15 protein-coding genes and 3 pseudogenes are annotated in these 16,390 nt (G+C 67.5%); 10 read left to right on the top strand and 8 right to left on the bottom strand.

Annotated features, from left to right (window positions below; genetic code table 11):
- Positions 1–24: 24 nt before the first annotated feature.
- The 3 genes from uppS to Sfulv_RS28725 all read right to left on the bottom strand — a co-directional run bounded on the left by uppS (position 25) and on the right by Sfulv_RS28725 (position 2,791).
- Positions 25–504, bottom strand: coding sequence for a polyprenyl diphosphate synthase (gene uppS, locus Sfulv_RS28735; protein WP_173317316.1), 480 nt, complete (start codon positions 502–504; stop codon positions 25–27).
- Positions 501–1,655 carry a squalene/phytoene synthase family protein gene (locus tag Sfulv_RS28730; RefSeq protein ID WP_173317315.1) on the bottom strand — a complete coding sequence of 385 codons (1,155 nt, stop codon included), beginning with the start codon at positions 1,653–1,655 and terminating at the stop codon, positions 501–503. The genes uppS and Sfulv_RS28730 overlap by 4 nt, the downstream gene beginning before the upstream one ends.
- A 752-nt stretch (positions 1,656–2,407) precedes the next feature.
- Complete coding sequence (locus Sfulv_RS28725; RefSeq protein ID WP_173317314.1) at positions 2,408–2,791, bottom strand: hypothetical protein; 384 nt, start codon at positions 2,789–2,791, stop codon at positions 2,408–2,410.
- A gap of 110 nt (positions 2,792–2,901) precedes the next feature.
- Between Sfulv_RS28725 and Sfulv_RS28720 the strand changes: the two are divergent.
- The 7 genes and pseudogenes from Sfulv_RS28720 to Sfulv_RS28695 all read left to right on the top strand — a co-directional run bounded on the left by Sfulv_RS28720 (position 2,902) and on the right by Sfulv_RS28695 (position 10,772).
- Positions 2,902–3,212: pseudogene (locus tag Sfulv_RS28720) on the top strand (DUF6247 family protein).
- A 64-nt stretch (positions 3,213–3,276) separates the two neighbouring features.
- The gene (locus tag Sfulv_RS28715) at positions 3,277–3,453 is read left to right on the top strand and encodes a hypothetical protein (RefSeq protein WP_246353282.1); all 177 of its coding nucleotides are present in this window, start codon (positions 3,277–3,279) and stop codon (positions 3,451–3,453) included.
- Between the two features lie 156 nt (positions 3,454–3,609).
- Entirely contained in the window at positions 3,610–4,482 is an 873-nt protein-coding gene (locus tag Sfulv_RS28710; protein ID WP_173317313.1) for an alpha/beta fold hydrolase, read from the top strand.
- Positions 4,483–4,962: 480 nt separating this feature from the next.
- The gene (locus Sfulv_RS28705) at positions 4,963–5,919 is read left to right on the top strand and encodes a hypothetical protein (RefSeq protein WP_173317312.1); all 957 of its coding nucleotides are present in this window, start codon (positions 4,963–4,965) and stop codon (positions 5,917–5,919) included.
- A gap of 586 nt (positions 5,920–6,505) precedes the next feature.
- Complete coding sequence (locus tag Sfulv_RS28700; protein ID WP_173317311.1) at positions 6,506–6,931, top strand: hypothetical protein; 426 nt, start codon at positions 6,506–6,508, stop codon at positions 6,929–6,931.
- Positions 6,932–6,937: 6 nt separating this feature from the next.
- Positions 6,938–7,584: pseudogene (locus tag Sfulv_RS31655) on the top strand (DUF6338 family protein).
- Positions 7,585–8,210: 626 nt separating this feature from the next.
- Positions 8,211–10,772 (top strand): CHAT domain-containing protein, encoded by a 2,562-nt coding sequence (locus tag Sfulv_RS28695; protein WP_173317310.1) that lies wholly within the window; start codon positions 8,211–8,213, stop codon positions 10,770–10,772.
- 80 nt (positions 10,773–10,852) lie between these two features.
- On the opposite strand, the gene Sfulv_RS30975 is transcribed toward Sfulv_RS28695, so the two are convergent.
- Together Sfulv_RS30975 and Sfulv_RS28690 are read right to left on the bottom strand one after the other, a co-directional pair.
- Positions 10,853–10,984, bottom strand: a complete 132-nt coding sequence (locus Sfulv_RS30975) for a hypothetical protein (protein ID WP_256669177.1) — start codon at positions 10,982–10,984, stop codon at positions 10,853–10,855.
- A gap of 155 nt (positions 10,985–11,139) precedes the next feature.
- Positions 11,140–11,277 carry a hypothetical protein gene (locus tag Sfulv_RS28690; RefSeq protein WP_173317309.1) on the bottom strand — a complete coding sequence of 46 codons (138 nt, stop codon included), beginning with the start codon at positions 11,275–11,277 and terminating at the stop codon, positions 11,140–11,142.
- A 435-nt stretch (positions 11,278–11,712) separates the two neighbouring features.
- Between Sfulv_RS28690 and Sfulv_RS28685 the strand changes: the two are divergent.
- Positions 11,713–11,979: pseudogene (locus Sfulv_RS28685) on the top strand (IS110 family transposase); the annotation flags it as partial.
- Between the two features lie 217 nt (positions 11,980–12,196).
- Here the strand turns inward: Sfulv_RS28685 and Sfulv_RS28680 are convergent.
- Positions 12,197–12,391, bottom strand: coding sequence for a hypothetical protein (locus tag Sfulv_RS28680; RefSeq protein WP_173317308.1), 195 nt, complete (start codon positions 12,389–12,391; stop codon positions 12,197–12,199).
- Between the two features lie 166 nt (positions 12,392–12,557).
- Positions 12,558–13,079 carry a DUF4396 domain-containing protein gene (locus tag Sfulv_RS28675; protein ID WP_173317307.1) on the bottom strand — a complete coding sequence of 174 codons (522 nt, stop codon included), beginning with the start codon at positions 13,077–13,079 and terminating at the stop codon, positions 12,558–12,560.
- 339 nt (positions 13,080–13,418) lie between these two features.
- Between Sfulv_RS28675 and Sfulv_RS28670 the strand changes: the two genes are divergently transcribed.
- Positions 13,419–13,853: a DUF6153 family protein gene (locus Sfulv_RS28670; protein ID WP_173317306.1), complete on the top strand. Its 435-nt coding sequence runs from the start codon at positions 13,419–13,421 to the stop codon at positions 13,851–13,853.
- A 102-nt stretch (positions 13,854–13,955) separates the two neighbouring features.
- Positions 13,956–14,582 carry a DUF305 domain-containing protein gene (locus tag Sfulv_RS28665; RefSeq protein ID WP_173317305.1) on the top strand — a complete coding sequence of 209 codons (627 nt, stop codon included), beginning with the start codon at positions 13,956–13,958 and terminating at the stop codon, positions 14,580–14,582.
- A gap of 1,137 nt (positions 14,583–15,719) precedes the next feature.
- On the opposite strand, the gene Sfulv_RS28660 is transcribed toward Sfulv_RS28665, so the two are convergent.
- Positions 15,720–16,307, bottom strand: coding sequence for a TetR family transcriptional regulator (locus Sfulv_RS28660; RefSeq protein WP_173317304.1), 588 nt, complete (start codon positions 16,305–16,307; stop codon positions 15,720–15,722).
- Between the last annotated feature and the right edge of the window lie 83 nt (positions 16,308–16,390).

Below are 16,390 nucleotides of genomic sequence, written 5' to 3'. Positions count from 1 at the left end.
CCCCGGGCCCAGGCTCAGGAGGGCTTAAGCCGGCTTTGCTGAGCGGGCTGGCTCTGTCGGCCGGGTGGGTCCGGGGAGAGTGCCGCCGAAGCGGCGTTGGCGGCCGGCGTAGATGGTGACCGCTTCCCGTAGCTGTTCCAGGCCGAAGCTGGGCCAGGGAGTCGGGTCGAAGACCATCTCGGCATAGGCCAGATGCCAGGGCAGGAAGTTGCTGATCCACTGCTCACCCGAGGTGCGGATCAGCAGATCGACGTCCGGGAGACCGGGCACGTACATGTTCCAGTCTAGGTCAGCGGGGCCGATGTCCTGGGGCAGGATCGCTCCACTGGCCGCTTCGGCAGCCAGCGCGCGGGCAGCCTCGACTAGTTCTTCGCGCCCGCCGTAGTCAACGCAGATGGTCAGTGAAAGCGTCTGGTTGTTCGACGTCATGCTTTCCACCAGAGTCAGCACGGAGGCCAGTGACGGGTCGATGCGGTCACGCCGCCCGCACCAGCGCGCCCTCACCCCCAGGTCGTGCAGCCACTCCGCCCCCGGGCGATCGCATCGCCCATGGTCTCGAACAGCGCGTCCAGTTCATCTTGAGAGCGGTTCCAGTTCTCGGTGGAGAAGGCGTAGAGAGTCAGGTGCCGCACTCCCATTCGCAGCGCGGCGTTGACCAGACGCATAGCGGACCACTGACCTGCCTGATGTCCCCGGAAGGCCGGCTGTCCCTGCTCCAAGGCCCACCGTCGGTTGCCGTCCATGATGACCGCGACGTGCTCCGGCACCACATCCACCTCCACGTGCGGCCATACCGCGCGGCGAGGGGCCCCGCCAGCAGCCACCAGCGGCTCAATGCCTTGAGTGAAGATCCGCTCCTGGCGGAGAGCGGTCTCGTCGCACTGCAGATGGATCCCCAGCGCCAGTAGGTGCAGGAACGGCTGGTATTCAGGCTTCACCATGCCCGTCATCGGCGCCGCCTGTTTCACAAGGGGGTTCCAGCGGCCGAGTTGCATGCGGACCAGTTCCGCCAGTGCCCCGGGACGTTCACCGTGTACGAGATCATCTACCTCCAGTCCCAGTGCCCGCAGATCGGCGCGCGGCAGGTAGCATCGGCCGGCAGCGAGGTCCTCCGGCATGTCCTCGAAGTTGTCCACCACCTGGGCCGCCTCCCCTAGCAAAGAGGCCATCGCCAACATTTCTGGATCCCTCACACCCAGCAGCGGGAACCACAGCTCAACGGTCGTACCCCCCGCTCCCCTCAGATATCGCCGCCGGTCCTGGAACGTCTCGAAGACAGGCGGATTGACGCAGTCGGCCTCCAGAGTTCCCAGGAGCTCCTCGATCACCGTGCGGTCGAGATCCCACCGCCACACCGTGTCCACGAACGCCCGCAGTACCGGATGGTCGCTGGCCCCCGAACGCAGCCCCTCGCGGGTGGCGGAATACCAACGGGCAAGCCGCTGCTCACGCTCTGCCGCAGTTCCGTCCCTGTCGGCGATGGTGTCGGTCCGTAGAACAAAGCCGTTGACAGCATGCATATGAGGGTGAACCGGGGCGGGCAGCAGCTCGGTAGCCCGCCACATCGGAGCATGGAACTGCCTGGTCAACGCCTCGCACAGCTCGTAGGACTCACGCAACTCGGACGAACCAAACAAAGTCTCATCGATCATCATGCACAGACCTCCTCTTCAACCCCGCGGTCGACAGCACGCCCCCGCCCTAGGCAGCGTGGCGGGCAACCACTCCGCCTCACCGCCCCGCAGGCGGGAAGCATCCCCCGGGCCAGTCGTCCTCCGGCCCCGTTGCTCTGCCATGCAGCCCTCCACCGACTCACCCAGTTGTCGCGCATTACCAGCCACGTACTGGTCTCATCCAGGCCCGCATTCGGCGACATCAACACATCCAGGAACATGGAGCGGAACAGATCTGGCCATACACCTTCGGATTCACCGCACCAGATCACCAGCTCGCGCGAAGCCCCGCAGCAGATGATCACAACTGATCGCTCCGAAGGTGACCGCGCATCAACATCAACGACTTTTGCCAACAAGCGTGATGATTTGCCAACCATCCTGCGTCGTCACACCGCTCACAGCAGTCGTCGCCGACGCCGGGACGGCTTCCAACAGCCGTCGTGAGCAGAGGCAAAGCACCGACATCGGTGCAGTGAGCCATGAGCTTTCGCTCTTCGCCACTGGTGACAGAAAGGCTGCCGAATGAACATGCGTGACAACCGCGTGCCTCATCGGTGACAACCCGACTGCTTTGATCGGCCTCCTGCACCAGCACAACCGGCTCTGGCGGTGACAACTACTGAGCGTCGGCTCACAGCCATCGATCGCGACAAGAGCCCTCCGCTCGACGCCGACCACGACTCGGTCCGCATCGCCGACGCGCTGCGCGGCAGCCCGCACATCCTGGGCGCTCACGCCGAACCACGCTGGCGGGCAACGACTTCGACCTCACCCTCCATGACGCCGAACCGACCACGGACGACACCCTGCCCGCGCCGGCCCTCACCGAGGCCCTCGCCGCGGCGATCCTCAACCACCCCGACTTCTCCGTCCCCACCCCCGACTCGCCGCGCGAGGAAACCATCACCGTCCAGACCCGGGGCTGTATCCGCTACCTCCTGGCCCTGGACGTCGACCCGGACGCCGACGACTACCCGAACCCCGCCGAAGACGTCTCGTACGCCGCCGACCGGCTGCTGACCAGCGACCCGAGCGACTCGGAGCGGGCGACGGCCGAACTCCTCAACTACATCGCTGCCACCTGGGAGAAGCAGGACCTGGCGCTGCGCCAGCATGCCCAGGCCGTCGCCCGTGCCCTGCGCGGGCAGGAAGGGATCACCGCATGTCCCCTTCCACGGCTACCCGGCGCGCGTACCGTGAGGTGACGACCCGCCGGGAGGACCAGATGAGCGCGCAGCCCGACCACGCCTCCTCACCCCGTACGCCCCCGCGCCGGGAGCTCCGGCCGAACTGCTCCACCAGCTGCGCGCCGACCGGCGCGCCGCGCAGTGGGTGCCGGCCTTCGAGCAGGAGTGGGCGGCCGCGCTCAAGGAGTCCCGCCGGACGTTCTCTCTCGGCGAGCTGTACGAGGTCCTCCAGGACTGGCAGGGCCGACTCGCCCACGCCCCGGCCGTCGATGCGTTCGTCGTCTCCGGCTACCACGACAGCGAGGCCGTCGACATGGCGGAGCTGCGGGCAAGGCGAAAGCGCCGGTGAGCGGACAGCCTTACGCGGTCCGCTTCTCCGCACCGGCCTCCTGCCCGAGCACGTCGAAGACACCGTGTGGAACGTCCTGAGTGCCGCCGCCACAGACCCGTGGGGGTTCCGGCAGTGGAACGCGCAGGACCTCGAGGGCGAGGACGTGCGCTACGCGGCCGTCGGCCAGCTCTCCCTCACCTACTGGGTGAACCGGCCGCTGCGCCGGCTGACCGTGCTGAACATCGTCTGGCTCGGGTGACTACCCGGTGACAACGCCACGACCCCGGCATCGCAACGACACTGTTGGCGAATCCCGTCTGTTGCGATTCGGATGGGCAGTCGTTTCCACGGCACCCGCGGGGCAGAAGCAAGGCTGTGTTGGGGCGGTGTTTCAACGACGACGGGGGTTCGGGTCTTGTTCGAGGACTTTGAGGCCAGGCAGGTTCAGGTCGATGGAGCGTCGATTTTCGTGCGCTACGGCGGGGAGGGGCTGCCGGTGGTGCTGCTGCACGGCCACCCCCGGACATCCGCGACCTGGCATCGTGTCGCCCCGCTCCTGGTCCGGCGCGGTTTCACTGTGATCTGTCCCGATCTCCGGGGTTACGGCCGGTCCACCGGCCCGGCGCCTACCGCGGACCACTCCGGATACTCCAAGCGGGCCGTCGCCGGTGACGTGGTCGAGGTGATGCGCTCCCTCGGACATGCCCGGTTCGCGCTTGCCGGGCACGACCGCGGCGGCAGTGCCGCACTCCGTCTCGCACTCGATCATGCCGACGCGGTTTCCCGGGTGGCGCTGCTCGACTGGCTGCCCGTCACCGAGCACCTGTCCCGCATCACGGCCGAGTTCGCCACGCAGTGGTGGCACTGGTTCTTCTTCGCCCAGCCGGACATCCCCGAGCGGGTCATCAATGCCGATCCGGACAGCTGGTACCGCGGCGATCCGCAGAGCATGGGACAGGAGAATTACGAGGAGTGGCGCGCGGCTACGAGGAAGCCCGACGTGGTGCGGGCGATGCTGGAGGACTACCGGGCCGGCCTCACCGTCGACCGGCGGCATGAGGAGGACGACCGCGCCGCCGGAGTACGGGTGGGGTGTCCGGCACTGATGCTGTGGTCGCTCCGGGACGATCTCGAAAACCTGTACGGGGACCCGTTGAAGATCTGGCGGCAGTGGGCACCGGACGTACGGGGCCACGGCATCGACTCCGGGCACCACATGGCCGAAGAGGCTCCAGAAGAGCTCGCGTCCTCCCTCGCGGACTTCTTCGCCGGACGACCGGCTACGTAACTGCAGTGCTCAGCCACTGCGCGTCAGTCAACGACACACCGAACCAACGACCGGGTGAGCCAAACGAAACTCCCTAGGTCCACGACGTCGCCGGCGCGAAGACGCCGGGAGGCTGGTGCGGGTCGAGAGTGACTTGAGCGGGAGTGGTGGGCGGGGCGGCGGCTCATGATCATGATTATCGACGTGAGGGTCATCGCTGCGCTGGTGGGGGTGCGGAATCTCGTAGTCGCAGGCCAGGCGGCCCGAGCGCATCACCCAGCCGATTGACCACCCCGAACTGGGCCCGCCCCCGCCACGGCGACATAGCCGCGTGGGCCGAAATTGTCATGCTCCTGGAAGCGGCTGCCACACACATGGGCGACGACGACCCGTGATACGGGCACGTCACACCCATCCTCACCGCCCTGCTCAACGCCTATACGGCCCACAACACAGTGGCGGTCCTCAAAAGACACACCTACAGCTTCTGTTGTCACCACCATGGTGGTGCCCGGCAGCGAGGACACCTTCCTACGGAAGGAGAACCAGGCCCAGTACTTGCAGTACGCCCTCACTCACGGCGAAGACCTACGCGACGACCCGGCGGCCCGCGCCCTCCACGCCGCTCTGACCATGCGGTCTCCTCAACCTTCACTCGCGACGGACACGCCTGCTTCTGCGGGGAGGGATGACGAGGGAAAAGGGCGCTGCTGGAACAGGCTGGCCGACCTCTTCTCCGACCCTGCTGACTTCACCGACCTCACGGGACATATTGCCGAGCACAAGCTCGACCGGCTGGAACTCGCCCTTCGAAACCAGGAGGGCATCCTCACAATGATCGCGGATGCCAAGTACAGCCGACTGCTCACCCGACTCGTTCGTGAGCTGGAGCAATCCCGCGACTGGCTGCCCGACATCGCCCCCTTCATCCTGCTGCTCGAAGCCACAGTTCGCTATGCCTACATGTGCTACGACGTCGGCCGGAAGATGGGCGGAAGCTACACCGAGTTCCTGCGCCTACGGGACAAGGACAAGAAAAGGCAAAATGTCGACGAAGCCCTCTTTCACCAGCATTACAGGGAGACGCTGACCTATACCGCCCTATTCCGCATCGTGCACTCCGAAGTGATCGACATCGGAGGCGGGCCAATTGACATTCTCTTCACCTTTCCGACCGCCCGATTCCATGTCGAATGCAAGATCGAAGAGAACGACGCGAGCGAGAGCGGTTTGCGCCGGTATGTTACGCAGGCCGCCCCGTACCAGAACACGAATCCCTCCTTCGCTATACGGCTTGCGCTGGACAGAACAGTCGGGGCTGAAAGAGCCGTAAACCTGTTCGGCAGCGTCTGGATTGAAAACATCCAGCGGCGAGGTGAGCGTGACGCTTGCCGCGTCGTCATCATCCGAGTTCCGGGAAGCCGAGACACCCCGAATCAACTGCGGGCAGCCCTCTGATGACGCCAGAAGCGGCAAGCAGATAGCCAGTCCGTGACCTGGCAGAAGAAGTCGCTGTTGCTGCGGTGACCGAACGGCGGTAGGACGATGTCAATATCGCGTTCTATTGCACTGCCCGTTGTACTTCCTTGGGACTGACCACGAGGGCGGGACATCGGCGCCTGGCGTACGACACACACCGCCTGCGGCCTGTCCGACTGCGCAACGCCTCCTACCGCTTGGAGGTCATCGCGGAGGTCACCTTGCGACGGTGACGCTCAGAGGTCAGTACGTGAACTGATATCTGCTTCGTGACTGGTGATCCTGCCGTGAGTAAAGGTGCAGGTCAGGGCAAGGACCGGTGGTATACATAGGCGGAGGCCAGCCGCCCGGCACAAGCGACCTTCTTTCCCTGCGAGGGGATCTGCTCTCGCGCGGCTCAGTTGCTTGCCGTCGCCGCCGTGGCCGAGCCATTGGCGGTGCACAAGGCATTCCCCGCCAAAGTAGCGTCCGAACCGGCCAGTCTGAGCGTCCTGGCGGTAGCCTTGGTTGCTGCGTGTCAGCCTGGAACCATCAGCTGTGTAACAGCCTTCGGGGGAGGGCGCCCATGGAGATTTTGCTCGCAGTCGCGAACGTACTGATCTTGCTATGTGTTCTCAGGATCAGCGGCCGTGGCCGGAGTGGGGGAAAACAGGCAGGGGCCGCGCTGCTATGGCTTGCCGGTCTGGTCCTGATGCTGACTTCAAGCGATCCGAAGTTTCTCACCATGGGCGCCACCGCGCTGCTTACTGGCTTTCTGCTTCTCGCTGAACTCGTGGCAGGGCGCCCGACGTGTTTCGTCTCGCTGCTGTGGGTCGTGGCGGGCGGGGCACTGATCTGGCTCCATGACGACCTCGGAATATGGCTGACGCACACGAACGTCAAGGTCGTCGCGCTTGCTGTCATGGGTGTAGTGTCCCTGTCCCTGGCATTGCTGGTGCAAGACGAACGCCGCAGGGACAGAGATCCCTACGGCGGGGCACCGGGAGTGTGACGGCCCGTGCCCAGCACTCCATCCAGTGTCCTGCAGGTGGCTCTCCTGATCCTGTTCGTGCTGCCCGGCGTTGTCTATCAACTGGCCCGCGATCGCTGGACCGGCCCGGTTCCAGGCGAACGAGTCCTGGGGGAACGGGTTCTCCGCGCGATCGTGGCCTCCATCGTGCTGGACGCCGTCTACGCGACAGCGGCGGGGCCCTGGCTCTTTGAGTTCGCACGCGGCGCAGGAGGGCGCGGCTGGCCAGCCGGGATCATCGAACGTCCGCGTGCCTCGGGGCATTGGCCTTGCTGCTGCTGGTCGTGGTGCCGGCTCTCGTGGCCGGAGGGGAAGCGTGGTGGTCGCGCCGCCGGAGGGCGGTCGAACGCGTCCCTACACCGGGGGCATGGGATCACATGTTCCGTACGCACGGTTCTTGCTTCGTACGGCTTCGGCTGCGCGACGGGACGTGGATCGGAGGCTGGTTCGGCGCATCTTCCTACGCCAGCGCCTATCCGCAGAATCCAGAGCTGTTCTTGGAACGAGCCTGGCGGATGGGTGCCGACGGCACGCCACTCGGTCGGATCGAGAGTTCGCGCGGGCTGTACGTCCGGGCCGCAGACGTCGATGTCATCGAACTCATGAGTCCTGAGCCCAGGGAGGGACGCGCATGACACAAGCCGATCAGAGTCATCAGGACGACGAGCTCACCCCGCTCGAGCGCCGTCTCCTGGCCAAGCCTGACCCACGAGGTGGGTATGTACCGCGAGACTTGGTCTCCGAGCCCGAGAACATGCCTGGCGAACCGGCCAGCACTTCCCCCTCCACCGGTGCCCACTCTGAGGGCGAGCACGCGCCGGAGCCGTCACAGCAGCGGGAAGACTGACATGTGGCAGGACTTCATGGTGCTCTGGGGTTCGCTGCTCGTGCTGATCTGCTCCACAGTCTCCGACCGCGTACTCAAGACGACCCAGGCGCGCATGAGCGGTGTGCTGGCCGGCCTGTTCATGTACTTCAACGGCACCGGATTCTTGCAAGACCGGGCCCAGGAGCCGGAGTACTCCTGGGTCCGTGTCACGGGTGCCGTCATGCTCGTCCTCGCCGGACTGGGGAGCCTGAACCGCTCACGTCGGGCCAGAGCCAAGACGCGGATCTACCCGCACCACAACCAGGACACGGCAGACGTCCTCATCGGCCGGGCACGCCGCGCCCTGCACGCCTTCGCCCAGGGCAAGGAGGACACCCTCGACCAAGCGGTGACATGGGGAGAGAGGCCGTCAAGGCAGCTCGAGGCACGTCGATGTTCCCCCAGACCACCGCCAATCTCGTACTCGCGCTGCGTACCCGCTATGAGCGCGCACACCGCCGCCAGGACTTGGACGAGGCGATCGAAGTCGGGCTCCTGCTGGTCGGCGACCGCGACTGCCGCAACGAACAGGAGTACTTCGCGCTCCTGGCCTACGTGGGCGGCGCGCTGCGGCTACGCCACGATCACTTCGGGGACTACGACGACCTGCGGCAGGCGCTTCTGCTCGGGAAAGCGTCGGTGGCCCCAGGCCGCACACTGGAGACCTACATCGCCGTTATCTGCCACGAAGAGCTGAGCGCCACCTTCCACAGCGCACACTTGCGTACCGGCGAGTACTCATATGTGGACTCCGCCATCATTCACCTGGAGGCGACAGCCGCGCTCACCGAGCGGCTCGGCCGCGTCGGCCGCCGGGCAGTGGACCAGGCCGCGCTGGGCCGACTGTGGTGTGACCGCAGCGTGGCCCAAGACGCACCGTCCCCCGCCGTGGACGCACTCAAGGCCATCACCGAGTTGTCGTCCGCCATGAGGCACATTCCGCCAAGCCACCGAATGTTCGGCCCGGTGCGCCGCGAGTACGCCCGCGCCTTGCGATACTTGGCGGCAGTACAGGACAACATGCCCGACGTGACGGATGCGCTGGACCTCGCGGCGACTCTCAGGGCGGACCTCGTCACCGACCTCCTGGTACAACACCCCGAACGCCTCAGCACCCTGCACCTGCTCACGGACCCCTCACAAGGTGGCACACTCCCGCATGCCCTCTTGGATTTCGCCGCGGACGTGATGGAGCGCACCCTCACCGAGGTGGACTCCGACGATCCGGAGTACGCCCGCTGCCTCCTGGAACAGGCCAGGATCAGCGCAGTCCGGGAGACGAACCGGGCCCATGCCGTTCAAGCCGCACGCGAAGCGGCCGACCACGCCACCGCGGACCTGGCCACTCGAATCGAGGGCGCACTCCTGCACGCCCGCACGGCACAGGCACTTGGCTGGTTCCCCCAGGCGACCCGCGGCTATGAGCAAGTGATCACCCTGTTACCGCGGGCTGCCTCCCGCGCGCTGCGTCGTGGCGACCAAGAGCACCAGCTCGCCCGCTGGGAGGGAATACCCTCCGAAGCGGCCGCCTGCGCGCTGGCCGAGGGCCGGCCCGAGCAGGCGGTGCAACTCCTCGAACAGGGCCGCGGGGTCCTCCTGGCCCGGGCCCTGGCGACGCGTGGCGACGTAGCGGAACTGCGTGAAGCACATCCGCAACTGGCCCGTCGCCTCGACGAACTCAGAGCCAGGGAAACCGAGTACGAGAACACCGGCCTGACCGTTGCCGGCAGTACCGCTCCCGCAACCACCGCCACGCCTGGCGCCGCACTCGTCACGATCAGCGCCGCAGGCTGGGCCGGGCATCAGAAACTGAGCGGGTTACGCCAGCAATTGGCTGAAGGATGGGATGCGCTACTCGACGAGATACGCGCCTGCAGCGGCTTCCAGGACTTTGCTCAACCTCCACACCTCGGCCGGCTCAAGGAACAGGCCGTAGAAGGACCGATCGTCTACGTGAACGTCGCCTCGTTCCGCTCCGACGCGCTGATACTGCTACCGGACCAGGTAAAACACCTGCCCCTATCGGTGACGCCCCACGACGTCGAGACACAACTGCACGTCTTGCGCCGCGCTCTCACCCCAGACACAGGGGCCACGCGCGAAGCACAGAGCGCGGTACACGACGTCCTGGAATGGATGTGGGACGAACTGGCCGAACCGGTCCTCAATGCGATGCCCGACGGACTGCGTCGCCTGTGGTGGGTTCCTGCCGGACAACTGACGCAACTGCCTCTGCACGCGGCAGGTCACCACCGCACGCACCATGGGCAGAGGCCGCGCACCGTCCTCGATCGAGTCGTCTCTTCGTACACGCCCACGGTGGGGGCCCTGGTAGCTGCCCGTGCACGCCCGTCGGCCGAACAGGTACGCGCCCCCCTCGTGGTCGCAGTTTCGTCGGCTTCGGGGCACCGCCCACTCGCCTTCGCACGGAATGAAGCCGAACTGCTGCGCGGACTGTATCCCGCTGCTCGCGTACTGACGGACACCCAAGCGGTCGCTGCTGAGGTCCGGGCAGCACTACCCGAAGCTCTCATGGTCCACTTCGCATGCCATGCCCTGGCCAGCGACGCCGAGCCGTCCGAAGGGCGCCTTCTGCTCCACGACCATGAGGCGTCACCCTTCACCGTCGGCGACATCTCACGGCTCAATCTCCACCGAGCGGAGCTGGCCGTACTGTCCTCGTGCGACACGGCCCGCATCGGACCGCGTCTCCAGGACGAAGTGATCCACCTTGCCTCGTCCTTCCAGGTCGCAGGGTTCGCCCAGGTCGTCGCCGTCCTGTGGATGGTCGACGACGAGGTTGGGCACCTCTTCGCCCAGGACTTCCACCAGCGGCTTGCCAAGGTCCCGCTCGCCTGCGCCGCACAACAGGTCCATGAGGCGGTTCTGCGGGCCAGGGAGCGAGCACCGAACTTTCCCGTGCACTGGGCCGGGCATCTCCATGTGGGCCGGTGACTCCGGAGCATGCCCACCGGCACGTCGGGCCCGCACGAACCGCACCACGGGTCCCCTGGCCGCTGGGCGGTTCGGCTTGCTCAGCGCTGCTCGCTCTCCGGCGGGTTGCCGCGAGTCTCCATTTCACGCAGTGTCTCGTCAGCGCCGGTGATCTCCGGGTAGTACTGCCGGTGCACCTTGCACGAACGGTCGAACTTGATCTTGTGATACATCCCGGTTGGAGCGCCGAAAGAGCAGTTCGGCGTCGAAAAGCCAGTCCCGAAGGTAGCCGGCCAGGAACCAGATTTTCTCCAGCAGATGCGGGTCCGGCTCGCTCCACACCTCTCGATGACCCGTACGTGCCCGAGTAGTGCTTCTGGCCCTAGTGTCACCGGAAGGTCCGCCACGGCCGGGCGGTTCGCAGCAGCCGGAGCGGGGCGGTCGACCACTCCAGGTCCTCGGCAGCGGCCTCGTCACCGCACCGGATACTCACCCGTACCGACGTCGCCAGCTCCGCTGCCCCCATCGGACCCCCACCCGCGTTGAGCCAGGCGACCCGGATGGCTGTTAGGTTCCCGCGAGCTATGTCCTCACAAATCGTGGTTCTGTACCGCCCGGTGCCGAAGCCGCTACCAGGCCGTGCGCCGCAGAGGTCTCCTGCCCGGCGGCCTCCTTCCAGCGTTGCTGCGTCCACGAAAGGACCGCCTGGCACCCGGCGCCGCGACGGTGGCGGCGCCACACGCCAGCTGCCCGCCCCGGCCCGCGCAGCCTTCCACACCGCCGCGCCCGCCGGGTGCCGGTCGGTGCTCCCGCTGGTGGTGAGTTCCACTCCCCACAGCAGGTCAGAGCATCCTGCGCCCGGAACTCACCACGGGCTGCCGCCAAGTGAAGCCGCGGCGAGCCCGGAGTCGGCGCGCCGGCCCAGGAGCGGCTGCGCCGTCCGGCCCGGGGTGACGTAAGGCCCCACGACTCCGGCAAGATCAGCGGCAATCTCCGCCGGCCACGGCGCTACAACCGCCGCCTACAACGCGTCTTCTACATCTCCGCGTTGTTCAGCATCCGTCACTGCGACGAGTCCGGCCGGTTTTACGAACGCAAACGAGCCGAAGGTAAGCGCCATATCCAAGCCGTCCTCGCCCTGGCCCGCCGCCGCGTCAGCGTCCTCTGGGCCCTCCTCCGCGACGGACGAACCTACGAACCTCTGCCACCCACCGCTCTAGCGGCTTGACAGACCGCATTAGGAATTAGTGCCGCGAGCGTCATGCGTCATCGCTTGCGTGCCAGTACCAGTCGTTCGGGGGTGAACACTTTCCCCAGCTCCTGTCGTGTTTAGTCGATTTTCCTGACCTCGAAGTCCAGGTCGCCGCCGTCGGGTGCGTCCAGGAGGGAAATGTCGAGGCCCGGGTCGGTTCGGGTGAAGAGCGGCAGACGCTCACTCCACTCATTCACGTACTTCCCCTCCATTTTTTGGGGCTGGAAAGTTCTGCGGAGAGCGTGCCGTCTTCTTCGTTTCGTTCGTAGAGCAGGAACCACAGGGGCATGGAGTCGAGCTCACCGCCGAACTCGACTTCGTCCCGGGAGCTGAAGACTCCCTGGCCGCTGCGTTCGTATTTCGTGTTGTTCTCGACCAGCTGGGCCATGACCCGGCCTCGGGGGTTCTTCGACCGGCCTCCGTTCCCTGCGGGGCCGGCGGATCCGGGTCGGCCGCCGTCGAAGGCCCCCGGTACCTCCATTCTCCGCCTCTGGACGCGACGGCACCTGGCCGCACCGTGAGGTGCGGCCAGGCGCCGTCGCAGTACGGCCGGGTCAGTGGTAGGCGTGGACGACGGCGTGGCCCTTGCCGCGGCCGATCATCCACTTGTTGACCGGTGTGGTGATCAGGAAGGCCACGGCGAAGCCGCCCAGGAGGGCCGTCCAGAACAGTGCGTCCGACAGGTGGGCGTCCATCGCGCCGGGCGTCAGGGCGATGATGCCGTTGTCGACGAGTTCCATCACCGCGATCGAGACGGTGTCGGCGGCCAGTGCGACCTTGATCGCGCTCTTCCAGCCCAGGCCCGCCTTGCGGACCGCGAACAGGGTGAAGGAGTAGCCGAAGACGAACGCGAGGGTGATCGCCAGGATCATCGTCTGGACATTGCCCCACATCAGGGCGGTGCCGATGACCATGCCGAGGATCTCGCCGATGGCACATCCGGTCAGGCAGTGCAGCGTCGCCTTCGCTGCGGCCCTCCACGTCACCCCGCCCATCTGGTGCCCGGCGTGACCCGCGTGCGCCATGTGCGCGTCGTGGTCGTGTGCGGTGCTGGTGTGGTGAGCGCTGTGGTCCATGACCGTCATCCCCAATCCCGTCCAGTGTGACCCGCCCCTGCGGGTCACGTCCACCGTATACCCCTGGGGGTATACGCAAGATGGGGTCTCGGATCCTGCATCGGGGCCTTGGCGCCGCACACTTCCGGCCGCGCCCTCGGATGGAGTGAGCGACCTGCGGGCGGCATGGATGTGCCCATCGCCCGAGAGCGCGCGCATGAGAGGGGACGTCGGCTCCAGGCGCGCAAGGGACGCAGGAGCCTGCGTTCCTTGAATGTCATACCCCCCGAGGGTACTTCTCACGGGCGGCATCCGACCCTCGCCTCGCCGCCCGCCAAGGGGCCCGCTTACGATGCGCACATGGACGGCCAGGTGGTACGAGCAGTAAAGCCTTTCGGGTTGCGCTCCTACCTGCTCCTCGTCCTAGCCGTAGTGGCGGGGCTGGTGGCCATGCACGGCCTGGGGCCGGCGCCGGCTGCCGCACACGCGGCGGCCTCTTCCCACCACGAGCCGACCGCCAACCACGAGAAGGCGATCGCCGACGATGCCGCATGCCCGAACGGGTGCGTCCATGCCGACGATCCGGCCGACAGCGGAGGCAGCGGGCACGCGGAGCACGCCGATGCGACGTGCTCCGCCACCGGCACGGCCGGCGCGCCGGTTCTGCCCGCGCCAGCGGTCCTGCCCGGCCACGTGCAAGCCCAGGCGGTCCCAGCGCACGGGGTCATCCCCGGCGCCACTGCCTGCGGGCGGGCACCGCCGTCACTGAGTGAACTGCAACTCCTGCGCATGTAGGGCGGCCCCCGGCCCCGGCCTCCAAGGGCCGGCGAGCCCTCGGCCTCGCCCTACCTCCGCACGCCCGCAGACGCGCGCGTGCTTCACCGCAGGAGTTGCACCATGAGCACCAAGCGTTCCCTGATCCGCCGCGCCACCGCCGTGGCCGCGGCCGCCACCGCCGCCCTCGCCCTCGCCGCGTGCGGCGGCAACGGCGATGACAGCGGCTCGGCCCACAACGGGCACAACGCGGCCTCCCCGGCCGCTTCCACCCCCGCACAGCAGGGCGACCACAACGCCGCCGACACCGCGTTCGCGCAGGGGATGATCCCCCACCACCGTCAGGCCATCGAGATGGCCGACCTCGCCGCGACGCGCGCCGAGTCGGCCGAGGTGAAGAAGCTGGCCGCTGAGATCAAGAAGGCCCAGGACCCGGAGATCAAGACCCTGACCGGCTGGCTGACCTCCTGGGGCGAGCAGATCCCGGCCGAGGGCGCCGGCCACGAGGGGCACGACATGGCCGGGATGATGGCGGCCCAGGAGATGAACCAGCTGGAACCGGCCTCAGGCAAGGCGTTCGACACCGCCTTCCTGACCATGATGGTCAAGCACCACGAAGGCGCCGTCGCCATGGCCAAGACCGAGCAGGCAGACGGCACCTACCAGCCCGCCAAGGACATGGCCCAGGCGATCATCACGTCCCAGAGCGCGGAGATCGCCAGGATGAACACCCTCCTCGGGAAGAGCTGAGCCGCATCACCACACCTCGGGTGCGGGCAGCCGGCAACGACTGCCCGCACCCGCGGCCTGCCAGTCTTTCTCCCCCTCAAGTGTTTTGGACTCACACATGACCATCCGCCTCCGTTTCCGCATTGCCGCGTTCGGGGCCGCCGCGGCGGCCGGCGCCTTGCTGCTGACCGCCTGCTCGCCCCCCCGGCACCGGGCCCGCGCAGGGTAAGGCCGGTGCGACGAGCGATACCGACCCGGGGACCGGGCACCTGCACGGTCTCGGCGTCGACCCGGCCGACGGCACTCTGTACGCCGCCGGACACCTCGGCGTCTTCCGCCTCACCCCCGCCGGCGCGGCACCGATCGCCGACCGCTACCAGGACACGATGGGCTTCACCGTCACCGGCCCGCGCACCTTCCTCGCCAGCGGCCACCCCTCACCCACCGACCCCGCCGCAGCCAGACCGCATCTGGGCCTGATCCGCAGCACCGACGCCGGCCATGCCTGGAGCACCGTCTCCGCCACAGGCGAAGCCGACTTCCACTCCCTCCGACAGGCCGGACCCATCCTCTGCGGCCTCGAAAGCCAGACCTCGCAGGTCTGGGCAAGCACAGACGCCGGCGCCACATGGCAGCGACGCGCGAAGATCCCGGCCGGGGACCTCGCCGCCCACGCCAGACCCGCAGGAGCTATGGGCGACCAGCCGCGACGGGCTGCTGCACAGCACCGACAGCAGCGCCACCTTCCGGCCCGTACCCGGCGCGCCGGCCCTGTCCGCCGTGGAACAGCCGGCTGCCGGCCAGCTGACCGCTCTCACCATGGACGGCAAGGCATTCTCCAGTGGCGACGGGATCTCCTGGACCGAACGCGGCCGCCTCCCGGACGGCGTGCAGGGCTCTGTGCTCAATCCGGTCCGCCCCGACCACCTCCTCGCCGCCGACAGCAACGACGCCGTACACGAGTCCAAGGACGGCGGCCGCACCTGGACCACCGTGCACCAAGGGGGCCACACGAACACCGGACACCGAGCCGCCCGACCCGCGCGCCCGAAGGTCCCTGCCGGAGTGAATCCGGCGGCGACCGCCCTGCAGACCGCCACGGGGACCCAGGGACGGACAGGGACACCCGGTGCTCGGGACTGCGGCAGCTGCCGCTGCTCAGCCGCCGAGGAGTACGGCCAGCAGTCGCTGCGTGGTCGCCTGCGCCTCCTCGCCCTGTCCGGGAGTACGGGTCATCAGCAGGTGGTGGGTCGTGCCGACGAGCGCGAGCGCGACGGTGGCAACGTCGGCGCCGACGGGCAGCCGGCCTCCGCGCTGCTCCGCCCGCAGGTAGGCGGTGAAGGCGTGCTGGATCGCGTCGAACGCGGGCGCCCCGGACTGAAAACCCTCTCGGGTGTGCAGCGCGGCTGCCGGGCGGGTCATCGCCAGTCCCACCACCGCGGGAGGCAGGGAGTCCAGCAGGGCAAGGACGACCTCCTGGAGGTTGTCCGCAACCGTGGCCTGCCCCACCTTGGCCTGCAGCGCCGCGGCGTCACGGGCGCTGCAGGCGAACCGGTCCAGAAGCAGCTCGGCGACGAACTCGTCCAGGCCGGCGAAGTGCGTGTGCAGGACGCCCTTGGCGCAGCCCGCCTCTGCGGTGATCGCGCGGCTGGTCAAGGCCGCAGCGCCGTCGCGGGCCACCACCCGTTCCGCGGCCGCGAACAACCGCTCACGCAAGTCTGGAATCGCCACTCCACGAGGTGACACAACAGCCCCTTTCCGCTGACCCATTGCAAGTATGGGCGAACGCCCATACTGTTTGGGCGCTTGCCCATACTAGGGCCGGGGCG

Source organism: Streptomyces fulvorobeus (genome assembly GCF_013167895.1).
Classification (GTDB): domain Bacteria; phylum Actinomycetota; class Actinomycetes; order Streptomycetales; family Streptomycetaceae; genus Streptomyces; species Streptomyces fulvorobeus.
This window is presented reverse-complemented; position numbering and strand designations above follow the sequence as displayed.